This window comes from Pseudarthrobacter equi (assembly GCF_900105535.1).
Lineage (GTDB): Bacteria > Actinomycetota > Actinomycetes > Actinomycetales > Micrococcaceae > Arthrobacter > Arthrobacter equi.
In genome coordinates this window covers 4253471-4266013 of sequence record NZ_LT629779.1, presented here as the reverse complement: position 1 = coordinate 4266013, position 12543 = coordinate 4253471, and the positions used below count along the sequence as shown (strand labels likewise).

Sequence of the window (12543 nt, the reverse complement as noted above, 5' to 3'; positions counted from 1 at the left end):
GGTTGCAGCGCCCGGCTGTCAGGCCTGGCGCCTGCGGTAGCAAAGATCGAAGATCAGCCGGCCCGCTTCATGGGCTTTCGCCTCGAAGCTGGTCCTGATCCTGCCCTCGAACCGGGGAGCCCAGCCGCCGGTCTCGTCAACGCCCTCGTTGGGACCGGTGTGGCCGGTGCTGACCGGGGCGCGGCCCTCGCGGACGGGGGCGCCGCCCACCACGGATTCGACGCCGGACTGCCACACCTGCGTCAGCGGGCTCTCCGGTCCGCGGCGCTCGCCGGTGTGCAGGTTCTCGAAGTCGGCGGACCCTGCCATCACGTCGCGGACGTGGATGGCGTAGTTGGACCAGTCGGTGGCAATCCGGAACAGTCCGCCGGGCTTCAGCGCACGGGAGGCAAGTCCGGCGAACTCGGGCTGGATGAGCCGGCGCTTGTGGTGCCGTGACTTGTGCCAGGGGTCCGGGAAGAAGACCCAGAGTTCATCGACGGAGCCCTCGGGCAGCATGGTGGCCAGCACCTCGGGGGCGTTGGCCTCCACCACGCGGACGTTGGTGAGGCCCCGGCCGTTGATCTTGATGATGGTGTTGGCCAGGCCGGGCGTGTAGACCTCAACAGCCAGGAAATCCGTGCCCGGGTTCTGTTCGGCGGCGTGGCAGATGGCATCGCCCAGGCCCGAGCCGATTTCCACCACCAGCGGCGCCTTGCGGCCAAACTCCGCCTCGGCGTCGAACGTGTAGTCCGGGTGGACCGACGTATTGGCGACGTGCCGGGGGACGTCCACGGCCCACCGTTCTGCGTGCTCCTCCCAGGCGGTCTGTCGCCGGCCCTGGAGGCGGGTGCCGCGGCGCACGAAGCTGACCGGCCGGCCACCGTAGGTGCCGAAGGACGCCTGCGTTCCGGGCGTCACCGGCCTGGGAACATGCGGCTGCTGGGGGTTTTCGGGGGAATCGCTCATCCCTTCCAGAATACCGGCAGGCAACGCCGGCCGCCCGCCCTGCCTTGCTTGGCCGGCCCCGCCGCCCGCCCGCTCCACCGCCGCAGCCGTCCGCCCGTCCCACCGCTGCAGCCGTCCGCCCGCTGCCCGCCCGCGGTCCGGCCGCAGGCGGACGGATGGACTCGCGAACCCGCACGGACCCTGCGGGATCAGTAGAACAGCATGGGCACATACCTCAGCGAGAGGACCAGGGCAATCACGAAGAGGGCGCCGGACACCCAGAGTGATGCCACCGCCAGCCCCCAACCGCCCGATCGGCCTGTGGACTTCCTGATGACCGATACAGCCAACGGGACGGCCACCAGCCAGCAGGCCAGCGGCAGGCTCAGGAAGACCAGCGGCGCCACCCAGGGCGCATGCGACGGACCTTCATCCGGATAGGTCATCAGCACGGCGATAAACGCCAAGGGGCTGGAAATGTAGAGCGTGGCCGGTGCCACGATGGATAGCACCAGGCTGGCGATGGCCTTCGCGGAAACCCGCTGTCCGGGGACGGGCGGAATGGACTCTTGGAGGGGCTGCGCGCTCATGTTCTCCCTGCTGGGCCGGAGCGGCCGGTAGTTGGGCAGCGGACGGGTAAAGGACTTCGTTTGGCAGTGGTCCGCGTCTCCAAACTAGGAAAGCGCAGGCCGCCCCAAAAGCCACCGGCGCCCGTATGTGGATAACCTCCGGGTGCGGACTGGCAGCGGCAAGTTGCCGGAGCCCCGGCGGGCACCCGCCAGCGCCGGTGCTGCAAGAATGGGCGGGTGACGGAAGCAACGAGTGCTGGGGCAAGGAAGCAGCGGCAACAGGAACCGGATGACCTGAGCCCCAGGATGCGCCCAGGCGGCAGCAGCCTGGTGGATGCCGAGATCGACGAAACGCCCGCCCCCGCACCAACCCGGGTGGGCAGCCGCAGGCAACTGGCCTACCTGGGACTGTGCCTGGTGCTGATCGGGCTGAACCTCCGCACCGTGTTCTCCAGCTTCTCGGCGGTGCTCCCCGAGATCACGGCGCAGGCGTCCCTCCCCGGCTGGGCCGTCGTGGTGCTGACGACGGTACCGGTCACCCTGCTGGGCGTGTTCGCGCCGCTGGCGCCGGTGCTGGCGCGGAGGTTCGGCGCCGAACGCGTGCTGCTCGGTGCCATGGCCGTGCTGACCGCGGGGCTGCTGCTCCGCCCGGCCGACCCTGGACTTCCCGGAGGGCACCTGCCCGGCCTCCTCGCCGGAACTGCGGCGTGCGGTGCGGCCATCGCGCTGTGCAATGTCCTGCTCCCCGGCCTGGTCAAACGCGACTTCCCGCACCGGCTGGGCCTGATGGGCGGGCTGTACACCACGGCTATCTGTGCCTCGGCCGCGCTTGGGGCGGGCTTCACCTACCCGGTCTACTCGGCTGCGGGGGATTGGACCGTGGCGCTGTGGTTCTGGGCGCTGCCGGCCGCCGTCGTGCTTCTCCTGTTCCTTCCTGTGGCCCTGCGCCAGCACCCGGACCGGCACCAGGCCGTCAGGGACGGCGTGAACGTGTGGCGTTCAGCGGTGGCCTGGCAGGTCACCATCTTCATGGTGCTGCAGGCCATGATGTCCTTCAGCGTCTTCGCCTGGCTGGCCCCCATCCTGCGGGAACGCGGCGTGGACGGCGCCACTGCCGGGCTGATCGTCTCGGTGAGCATCGTGCTGCAGATGCTGGGTTCGCTGTTCGCCCCCGCCCTGGCGGCACGGCTCCGGGACCAGCGGGCCATCAATACCGTTGTTGCCCTGATGACCGGAGGCGGCTTCGCGCTGAGCATCTTCGGGCCGCTGGACCTGGTCTGGGTGTGGGCGGGCCTGCTGGGGCTGGGGCAGGGCAGCCTCACCGCGGTGGCCCTCACCATGATCATGCTCCGCACCCGCAACGGGCACACGGCCGCGCACCTGTCCGGCATGATGCAGGGCGTCGGGTACGGCCTGGGCTCCACCGGGACCCTGATGGTGGGGCAGCTGCACCAGGGAACAGGATCGTTTGCCGCCGCCGGCTTCCTGTTCCTCGTGGTGGGGCTGCTCGCCGCAGTCTTTGGCTACCGCGCCGGCCGCAACAGGTACGTGGGGTAGGTGGCAGTGCACGACTCCACCCTCCCCGCAACAGAGCCCACGCCCGGCATCCTGCAGCGGCCCTACCTGTGGGTCACCGTGGGGACCTGCGCGCTGGTCTTCCTTGCTGCCTTCGAATCGCTGGCGGTAACCACCATCATGCCGCTGGTCAGCCGCGAACTGGACGGCGCAAGCCTTTACGCCCTAGCCTTCGCCGGCCCCCTGGCCGCGGGGGTGATCGGCAACGTGGCCGCCGGCAACTGGTCCGACCGCCGCGGCCCCACCGTTCCCCTCTACGCCTCCGTGGCCCTGTTCGTGGTTGGCCTCCTGATCGCGGGCACCGCCGTGTCCATGCCGATGCTGGTAGTCGGCAGGCTGGTCCAGGGCCTCGGCGGCGGCGCCCTGACCGTGGCGCTCTACGTCCTGGTGGCGCGGATTTTTCCGGGCGCGCTCCACCCCAAGATCTTCGCGGCGTTCTCCGCCGCCTGGGTGATCCCGTCACTCGTGGGACCGTTTGCCGCCGGCATCGTGGCGCAGGTCTTCAGCTGGCACTGGGTCTTCCTGGGCGTCGTGGGCCTCGTCATTCCGGCCCTGCTCATGATTGCCCCGGTGCTGAAGGGGATGGACCGGCCGGGAGCGGCGGCACCCGCAACGCCGTGGGCCATCGGCCGGCTGGGCTGGGCGGCGCTCGCCGCCGTCGCGGTCCTGGGGCTGAACCTGTCCGCCGAGGTCCGCATCCAGGGCTTTCCAGCCGCCACTGCGGTCCTGGCCGTCGCCGCCGTCGCGCTTGCCCTCGCCGCCGTCCGGCCACTGGTGCCCCGCGGCACCCTCCTCGCCAAGCGCGGGCTCCCGAGCGTCATCCTGGCCCGCGGACTCGCGTCAGCCTCGTTCTTCGGCGCCGAGGTCTACCTGCCGTACCTGCTGATCGAACAGTATGGCTTCTCGCCCACCTTCGCCGGCCTCACCCTCACCGGCGGCGCGCTGGCCTGGGCGGCGGCCGCCGCCGTGCAGGGCCGGCTGGGTGACCGCCTGTCCCACCCCGGCGCGGTCCGCACCGGGGCGTTCATGGTCCTCGGCGCGGTGATCCTCGCGCTGGCCACCACCGCGCTGCACTGGCCCGCCGCCGTTGCGATCGTGGGCTGGATCTTCGCCGGTGGCGGCATGGGCCTGCTCTATCCGCGGCTCAGCGTGATGACCCTGGCACTGTCCACAAAGGACAACGAAGGCTTCAACTCCTCGGCCATGTCCATCTCCGACTCCCTCGGCGGGGCGCTCGCCCTGGCCACCACGGGCATCGTCTTCACGGCGTTCACGACGACGGCGGCATCCTTCGCCGGCGTCTTCACCTTCGCTGCGCTGGTGGGCGTCGCCGCGGCGGTGGTGGCGCCGCGGGTCACCTCCCGCGCGGGGTGAGCCCTCCGGTCAGGGGAGCCGGGTGGCCCGCAGCACGACGTCCGCGATGGTGGCCTGCTGGCCCTCCGGCCCCGTAACCGGGCGCTCCCGGCTGGTCAGCACTTCCACCTGCCAGCCCGGGCCCTCCAGGGACAGTTCCCGGATTAGGTCCTCACCCTTGTAGAACATGTCCCCGTGGTGGTGCCCGCCGCCCCACGGCGGCAGCCGGTCCGGGTGGTGCCCAACCACCAGGAGCGTCCCGCCGGGTTTCACGGCCGCTGCTGCGGTCCGCAGCGGAAGCCGCCAGTCGAGTTCCTCGGAGTGCAGGAACTGCGAGGTCACCAAGTCGAAGGCGCCCTCAGGCTGCCACTGTTCCAGGTCGGCCTGCTGCCAGGTGATACGGCTGGCCGGCGCACCCTCCGCAGCCTGCACGCTCTCGCGCGCGAACACGGCTTTTTCGTGGGACCGCGCCCGTTCCAGGGCAACCGCTGAGACGTCGACGGCGGTGACCGTCCAGCCGTGATGGGCCAGCCAGATGGCGTCGGCACCTTCGCCGCAGCCCAGTTCCAGCGCGTGTCCCGGTTTCAGGCCCCCGGCTTCACGGACCAGTTGCGGGTTCGGGTCTCCGCTCCAGAGCTGCGTCTTGGTGCGGTACCGCTCGTCCCAGGCCGCGGCCGGATCGATGGCGGCCATGGCGCCTTCGGCTCCGTAATGTTCCGCGCTGGTGCCGTCAGCACTGTGGTGGTCCGCACTGGTGCTGTCCGCGTTGGTGCCGTGCCCGCCGGTTGAGGCGCCGTCGTCGTGCGTTTCGTGGTGGTGCGCCGCGTGTTCGCTCATGCCTCAACCCTGCCCTGTGGCACCCCGCAGGGCAACGGCTGAACTGGCCTCGGAGGCCGCCACTTATACGCCGATGGGGCAGGGATGCTACGATAGTGGAACTTGATGTGCAGTGATGCCCTGGTAACCCTTCATTTAGGGACAGGGCTTTTTTCATGTGAGAGGCACATCCTGCGTCGATGAACGCGTTCCATTTGGTCCCGGCTGGCTGCCCCTTTATGCAGCAGCACGGTTGATCACCTGACTTTTCTTCGGCGAACCCCTGGTCCAACCGGTGCCGGGGGCCGATATCCGCCTGGATACCGCCTGAAAGACCGTATATATACATGACTACTTTCGCTGCCCTCGGAACTCCCAAGGCACTTGCAGACACCCTTACCGCGCAGGGAATTGTTGAGCCGTTCCCCATTCAGGTCAAGACCCTTCCGGACACGCTGTCAGGACGCGACGTCCTGGGCCGCGGCCGGACCGGCTCCGGTAAGACCATCGCTTTCGCTATCCCGCTTGTAGCAAGACTCGCTGAGCGGGAAGCCAAGCACTTCCGCAAGCCCGGCCGCCCCATGGGCCTGGTGCTGGCACCCACGCGTGAACTGGCCACCCAGATCAACGCCACCATCGAGCCGCTGGCCAAGGCCGCCGGCCTGAACACCACCGTGATCTACGGCGGCATCTCCCAGGCCCGCCAAGAGAAGGCGCTGCGCGCCGGCGTCGACATCGTCATCGCCTGCCCCGGCCGCCTGGAGGACCTGATCCGCCAGCGCATCCTCACCCTCGAAGCCGTGGAAATCACCGTCCTCGACGAGGCAGACCACATGGCGGACCTCGGCTTCCTGCCCGTGGTCAAGAAGCTGATGGACATGACCCCCAGCCAGGGCCAGCGCCTGCTCTTCTCGGCCACCCTGGACAACGGCGTGGACAAGATCGTCCAGCGTTACCTGTCCAACCCGCTGACCCACTCCGTGGATGATCCGCAGGCAGCGGTGACCACCATGGAACACCACGTGCTGGTGGTCAACGACCAGACCGTCAAGAAGCAGCTGATCGTGGAGCTCGCCTCCGGCGCCGGCCGCCGCGTCCTCTTCATGCGGACCAAGCACCACGCCCGCAAGCTGGCCAAGACCCTCACCGACGCCGGGATTCCCGCCGTCGACCTGCACGGCAACCTCTCGCAGAACGCCCGTGACCGCAACCTGGCCGAGTTCTCCAACGGTGACGTCCGCGTCCTGGTGGCCACCGACGTCGCCGCCCGCGGTGTGCACGTGGACGACGTCGAACTGGTTATCCACGTGGACCCGCCCACCGAGCACAAGGCGTACCTGCACCGCTCGGGCCGTACCGCCCGCGCCGGTTCCGACGGCACCGTGGTCACGCTGACCCTGCCGGAGCAGCAGTCCGACGTGAAGAAGCTGATGAAGGCCGCCGGTGTTGAGGTCAGCTTCGAGCGCGTCACCGCAAACTCCCCGCTGGTCGCCGACCTGGTGGGCGAAATGGCTGACAAGATCGATCCGCGGACCCGCGCTGCGCTGCTGGCCAAGAAGGCTGCGCAGCAGGGCGGCGGCACCTCCACCGGTGCCAACGCCGAGCGCAAGCGCGCCCGCCGCCAGGCGTCCCCGTCGGCCGGTGGCCGCGGCGGCCGTGGCGGCAGGGGCAAGGTCTCCGCCGAGCCCACCCGTACCGACGTTCCCCGCGCCCAGCGCCGCGCTGCTGCCTTCGAAGGCCGCACCGAGGCCCGCGCCGCGGTCGACGCCGTGCGGGAGCAGAACGAGGACCGCTCCGTGGCGGCAGCAGCTGCCCGGCGCAATGCCCGCGGCCGTGGCACCGCCAGCACCCACCGCAACGACGTCCCCGCAGCAGGCGGCCGTGCAGCTGCCGGCCGCGGTTCGGACGGACGCTCTTCGGAGGGCCGCACCGATTCACGCATTACCCGCAGCGAGGCACCCCGTGGCGGCTCCGGCCGTCCCGCTTCGGGCGGCGGGCAGCGCAGCGGACGTCCGGCTACCGGCCAGCGTGCAGCAGCCGGTGCGTCCGGTGGCCGTGGCCAGCGTTCCGCCGGAGCAGCCAGCGGCGGTTCCAAGGCAGTCTGGTCCTCCAACACCGGCGGCACCTCGGGCGGTTCCTACAGCGCTGGCTCGGGTAACGGTTCCGGCCGTCCGGCACGCAGCGGTCCCCGCCGCGCTTCCGCGCCCGCGTCGAACGAGCGCCGCGGACGCTAATCCCCGCTAGATAGTTCATCGAGTGCTCCGTAACTGTCCTTTTGAAGCTTCATAAGGGCAGTTACGGAGCACTCGTTTTTAAGGGCTACCAGCCGCGGGCGCGCCATTCCTCCAGGTGCGGCCGTTCGGCGCCCAGGGTGGTGGGCTTGCCATGGCCGGGATGGACGACGGCGGTGTCCGGGTAGGCGTTGAACAGCCGCTCCGAGACGTCGTCCAGGAGTTGGGCGAACCGTTCCGGGTCCTTCTGGGTGTTGCCCACGCCGCCCGGGAACAGGGAGTCGCCGGAGAAGATGTGCGCCGGCCCTTCAGGGTCCTCGTACACAAACGCGATTGAGCCCGGTGTGTGGCCGCGCAGGTGCACCGCCGTCACATTGAAGCCGTCGAAGGTGCCCACGTCGCCGTGGCTGAGCCGGACGTCCACCGGAACGGGCAGCGCCTCGGCGTCGTCCGTTCCCGCGGCGGTGCGTACCCCGGTAGCCTCCACGAGTTCCTTCAGCGCCCGTACGTGGTCCCAGTGCTGGTGCGTGGTGGCGATGAGGGCCAAGTGCGGCTCGGCCTTGGTGTCCGCGGCGCCGTCCGCGATGAGCTGCCGGATGGCCGGGAGGTCGTCGGCGGCGTCAATCAACAGTTGGGCGCCGCTCTCCTTCGCCGTCAGCAGGTACACGTTGTTGTCCATCTCGCTGACGGAGATACTGCGGATGGTCAGTGCCGGCAGGTCGTACAGAAGTGAGTCCATAGGCTTCAGTCTAGGGACGCCGGGCGCCCGGGCTCCGGAACCCGGGCCGCCATACCGGCGCTACAGGCCCAGCGGCAGGGTTTCCGAGTAGACCTGCTTGGACGGGGGTGCTGCCAGGATCTCGCCCAGGGTGCTCTTGCCCTCCGGAGTGGTGCGCCAGGCCGCGTAGTCGTCATGGTCCTGCGTTGTGGCCCAAGTTTCCACCACCAGGATGTGGCAGGGATCGGCGTCGTCCACCAGCGCCTCGATGCCCTGGTTGCCGGGCCAGGCGCGGGTGGCGGCGAGGGTTTCGGCCAGATACTTCGCGGCCTCATCCCGGCGTGCAGGATCGATCCGAACCTCAAAATGGACAATGGCGGGCATGGTGCTCCTTGGCTTGTGGGAGTAAGGCCGGTCCAGCCAACCCTACTGCTGCAACCAGCACCGGGACCGGTTTCTTCCCCCGCGAACCCGGGCGCATCCGCGTGATTTCTGCCGTTGGCCGCATCACGGGCGGCCGTGACCGGATTCATAAAAGTCTGCCCTTCCGTGGACCGGTTGATAGCGTCGAAAGCCAAGCCAGACTCAATGCGACGCCCGGCCTGATCTTCATTCGGTGTGCCCTGAGCGGCACCGTACGCCCGGCGTCTGGACCGCAGCCTCAAAACTGGAACGGGATCTGATGAGCCAGAATGCAGTACCGCCCGTGGACACCACGGGTCCTGAGAAAGAAGAACGAAAGCCACCCGCGAACGGCGGAGACACCACCAACAGCGCCGGCCCGGCAGCCAAAACCCGGGTCAACAAGACAGTCTTCCTGGGCTCCGCCACCGGTGTGGTGGCGATTGCCCTGTGGGCCATTCTGGCCAAGGACAACGCGGAGGCGGTCATCGGGGCCATGGTGGGCTGGGTGTCCACAAACATGGGCTGGTATTACTTCATGATCGTCACCGCCGTGGTCATCTTCGTCCTGGTGGCCGCCCTGTCACGGGTGGGAAAGACGAAGCTCGGGCCGGACCACTCCAAACCACAGTTCGGCATGTTCACCTGGGCGGCCATGCTGTTTGCCGCCGGCATCGGCATCGACCTGATGTTTTTCTCCGTCTCCGAACCGGTCAGCCAGTACCTGGCCCCGCCGCAGGGCGAGGGCGGAACCCCGGAGGCCGCCCGCCAGGCCCTGGTGTGGACGCTGTTCCACTACGGCATCACCGGCTGGGCGCTGTACGCCCTCATGGGGCTCGCGCTGGGCTACTTCTCCTACCGGCACAACCTGCCGCTGAGCATCCGCTCCGCCCTTTACCCGATCTTCGGCAAGAAGATCGAGGGGCCGGTGGGGCACGCGGTGGACATCGCGGCCCTCCTTGGCACCATCTTCGGGATCGCCACGTCACTGGGCATCGGCGTCGTCCAGCTCAACTACGGGCTGAACTTTATGTTCGGCATTCCCGAGAACCTGGCCGTGCAGATCGGCCTGATCGTCCTGTCCGTGGTGATGGCCACCGTGTCCGTGGTTTCCGGCGTCGAGAAGGGAATCCGGCGGCTCTCCGAACTCAACGTGATCCTGGCCGTCGCCCTGATGCTTTTCGTCCTGGTCACCGGCAAAACCAGCTTCCTGCTGGATGGGATCGCCCAGAACATCGGCGACGTCATGAGCCGGTTCCCAGCCATGACCCTGGACACCTTCGCCTATGACCGGCCCACGGACTGGATGAACGCCTGGACCCTGTTCTTCTGGGCCTGGTGGATCGCCTGGGCCCCGTTCGTGGGACTGTTCCTGGCCCGCATTTCCCGTGGCCGCACCATCCGCCAGTTCGTCCTGGGCACCATGACCGTGCCCTTCATCTTCATCGTGCTGTGGATCTCCATCTTCGGCAACTCCAGCCTTGACCTGATCATGAACGGCAACGCGGCGTTCGGCGAGGCGGCCATGAGCCACCCGGAACGCGGCTTCTACAGCCTGCTGGAACAGTTCCCCGCCGTACCCGTCACCGCCGCCGTGGCCACGTTCACAGGGTTGCTCTTCTACGTGACCTCGGCCGATTCCGGCGCCCTGGTGATGTCCAACTTCACCTCTCACCTCAAGGACGCCGATTCCGACGGCCCCGAGTGGATGCGCGTCTTCTGGGCGGTGGCTACCGGCCTGCTGACCCTTGCCATGCTGACGGTGGGCGGCGTTCCCACGCTGCAGAACGCCACCATCATCATGGGCCTGCCGCTCTCACTGCTGCTGGTGCTGATCATGCTGGGGCTCTACAAGGCGCTGCGGGTGGAGAACTCACTCAACGACAGCTACCGCGCCAGCCTGCCCGGCATCATCACGGGCAGGTCCCTGGACCAGCGCGGCGGACGGACCTGGCGGCAGCGGCTCACCCGCGCCATGAGCTACCCGGGCCGCAGACAGACAACCCGGTTTGCCGAAACCGTGGCACTTCCGGCGCTGAAGGACGTCGAGGCGGAGCTCAAATCCCAGGGCGCTGAGACGTCGCTGACGGTAGCCACGGTGGAGCCCTGCGGCATCCAGAGCATCGACCTGCAGCTGGCCATGGGGGAGGAGCGGGCGTTCAAGTACCAGATCTACCCGGTCCAGTACGAGACGCCCAGCTACGCCACCCGCCGTGCCGATCCGGAGGACCGCTACTACCGGATGGAAGTGTTCTCGCAGGAAGGCAGCCACGGCTACGACCTCATGGGATACACACGCGAACAGGTCATCACCGATGTCCTGGACCACTACGAGCAGCACCTTGAATTCCTGCACCTGAACCGTGCAGCGCCCGGAAACACCGTCCTGGTCGAGGACCAGGTGGCTAAAGACAATTGGGAATCCGATTTCGACATGCAGGAGGAAACGAAATGAGCGCCTCAACGCTATTCATCGGCGGCACTTGGACCGGAGCGTCCGACGGCGGCACGCGGGACATTCACTGCCCGGCGGACGGCGAGCTGGTGGGCACCGTCGCGGAGGGGACGGCTGACGACGCCGCCCGCGCGGTGCTGGCTGCACGTGCTGCCTTCGACGCCGGCGAGTGGTCCGGGAAGTCTCCGCTGGAGCGCGGCTCGTTCCTGCTCAAGGTGGCCGACCGGCTGCGCGACCGCAAGAATGACTTTGCCCGCGCCGAAACGCTGGACACGGGCAAGCGCCTGGTGGAAAGCGAGATCGACATTGACGACATCGCCAACTGCTTCGAATACTTCGGCAAGCTGGCCGGGCAGGAATCCGGCCGCCTGGTGGATGCCGGCAGCCCCATGGTGGTCAGCCGCATCGAGTACGAGCCCGTGGGTGTCTGCTCCCTGATCGCGCCGTGGAACTACCCGCTGCTGCAGGCGGCCTGGAAGATCGCCCCGGCGCTGGCGGCCGGCTGCAGCTTCGTCCTCAAGCCCAGCGAGCTGACCCCGCACACCTCCATTCTGATGATGGACGTCCTCCAGGAGCTGGGACTGCCCGACGGCGTCGCGAACCTGGTCCTGGGCGACGGCAAGACCGTGGGCGCCGTACTGTCCAGCCACCCCGACGTGGACCTGGTCTCCTTCACCGGCGGACTGGAAACCGGCAAGGTGATTGCTGCCTCGGCGGCCGCCTCGGTCAAGAAGGTTGCCTTGGAACTGGGCGGCAAGAACCCCAACATCGTCTTCGCCGACGCTGATTTCGACGCCGCCCTGGACAACGCCCTCAACGCGGCGTTCGTCCACTCCGGCCAGGTCTGCTCCGCAGGTGCCCGCCTGATCGTGGAGGAATCCATTGCGGAGAAGTTCGTCGATGAGCTGGTGCGCCGTGCAGGCCAGATCCGGCTGGGCGGCCCGTTCGACCCCGACGCCGAGACCGGCCCGCTGATTTCCGCAGCCCACCGCGACAAGGTCACCGCCTACGTGGACAAGGGCGTTGCCGAGGGTGCCCGCCTGCGCTGCGGCGGCGCCTGGGGAACTGGGGACCTGGAAAAGGGCTTCTACTACCTGCCCACCGTCCTGGACCAGGTCACCAGCGGAATGTCCGTGCTGGTGGACGAGGCGTTCGGGCCCGTGGTGACGGTGGAAACCTTCACCAGCGAGGCCGAGGCCGTGAAGCTCGGCAACGACACCCACTACGGCCTCGCCGGGGCCGTCTGGTCACAGGACGCCGGCAAATCCCAGCGGGTGGCCCGGGCCCTGCGCCACGGCACCATCTGGATCAACGATTTCCACCCCTACCTGCCGCAGGCGGAATGGGGCGGCTTCGGGCAGTCGGGCGTCGGCCGTGAACTGGGCCCCACCGGCCTGGCCGAGTACCAGGAAGCCAAGCACGTCTACCAGAACATCGATCCGCAGGTCACCGGCTGGTTCGCTGACCACGCCGCCGCAACTGCAGAGGGGAACTGAC

At 68.4% G+C, this 12543-nt stretch carries 10 protein-coding genes; 5 read left to right on the top strand and 5 right to left on the bottom strand.

Features of this window, described 5'->3' with window-relative positions; genetic code table 11:
* Positions 1-18: 18 nt before the first annotated feature.
* Together trmB and BLT71_RS19445 are read right to left on the bottom strand one after the other, a co-directional pair.
* On the bottom strand, positions 19-948 hold the full coding sequence (gene trmB / locus BLT71_RS19450) for a tRNA (guanosine(46)-N7)-methyltransferase TrmB (RefSeq protein WP_091723469.1): 930 nt from the start codon (positions 946-948) through the stop codon (positions 19-21).
* A 188-nt stretch (positions 949-1136) separates the two neighbouring features.
* Positions 1137-1517 carry a hypothetical protein gene (locus BLT71_RS19445; RefSeq protein WP_091723467.1) on the bottom strand — a complete coding sequence of 127 codons (381 nt, stop codon included), beginning with the start codon at positions 1515-1517 and terminating at the stop codon, positions 1137-1139.
* A gap of 216 nt (positions 1518-1733) precedes the next feature.
* On the opposite strand from BLT71_RS19445, the gene BLT71_RS19440 reads away from it, so the two are divergent.
* Positions 1734-3053: an MFS transporter gene (locus BLT71_RS19440; protein WP_172830012.1), complete on the top strand. Its 1320-nt coding sequence runs from the start codon at positions 1734-1736 to the stop codon at positions 3051-3053.
* A gap of 6 nt (positions 3054-3059) precedes the next feature.
* Positions 3060-4445: an MFS transporter gene (locus BLT71_RS19435; protein WP_091724208.1), complete on the top strand. Its 1386-nt coding sequence runs from the start codon at positions 3060-3062 to the stop codon at positions 4443-4445.
* A 9-nt stretch (positions 4446-4454) separates the two neighbouring features.
* Here BLT71_RS19435 and BLT71_RS19430 read toward each other — a convergent pair whose 3' ends face one another.
* Positions 4455-5261 carry an SAM-dependent methyltransferase gene (locus BLT71_RS19430; RefSeq protein ID WP_091723464.1) on the bottom strand — a complete coding sequence of 269 codons (807 nt, stop codon included), beginning with the start codon at positions 5259-5261 and terminating at the stop codon, positions 4455-4457.
* A 326-nt stretch (positions 5262-5587) separates the two neighbouring features.
* Between BLT71_RS19430 and BLT71_RS19425 the strand changes: the two genes are divergently transcribed.
* Positions 5588-7474, top strand: a complete 1887-nt coding sequence (locus BLT71_RS19425) for a DEAD/DEAH box helicase (RefSeq protein WP_091723462.1) — start codon at positions 5588-5590, stop codon at positions 7472-7474.
* Positions 7475-7559: 85 nt separating this feature from the next.
* On the opposite strand, the gene BLT71_RS19420 is transcribed toward BLT71_RS19425, so the two are convergent.
* Together BLT71_RS19420 and BLT71_RS19415 are read right to left on the bottom strand one after the other, a co-directional pair.
* Positions 7560-8210 (bottom strand): MBL fold metallo-hydrolase, encoded by a 651-nt coding sequence (locus BLT71_RS19420; RefSeq protein WP_091723461.1) that lies wholly within the window; start codon positions 8208-8210, stop codon positions 7560-7562.
* Positions 8211-8270: 60 nt separating this feature from the next.
* Positions 8271-8573: a putative quinol monooxygenase gene (locus BLT71_RS19415; RefSeq protein ID WP_091723460.1), complete on the bottom strand. Its 303-nt coding sequence runs from the start codon at positions 8571-8573 to the stop codon at positions 8271-8273.
* Between the two features lie 298 nt (positions 8574-8871).
* Here BLT71_RS19415 and betT point away from each other — a divergent pair, with 298 nt between their 5' ends.
* Together betT and BLT71_RS19405 are read left to right on the top strand one after the other, a co-directional pair.
* Entirely contained in the window at positions 8872-11046 is a 2175-nt protein-coding gene (betT, locus tag BLT71_RS19410) for a choline BCCT transporter BetT (RefSeq protein ID WP_091723458.1), read from the top strand.
* Complete coding sequence (locus tag BLT71_RS19405) at positions 11043-12542, top strand: aldehyde dehydrogenase family protein (RefSeq protein WP_091723456.1); 1500 nt, start codon at positions 11043-11045, stop codon at positions 12540-12542. Before betT ends, BLT71_RS19405 begins: the two co-directional genes overlap by 4 nt.
* The last annotated feature ends 1 nt before the right edge of the window (position 12543 follow it).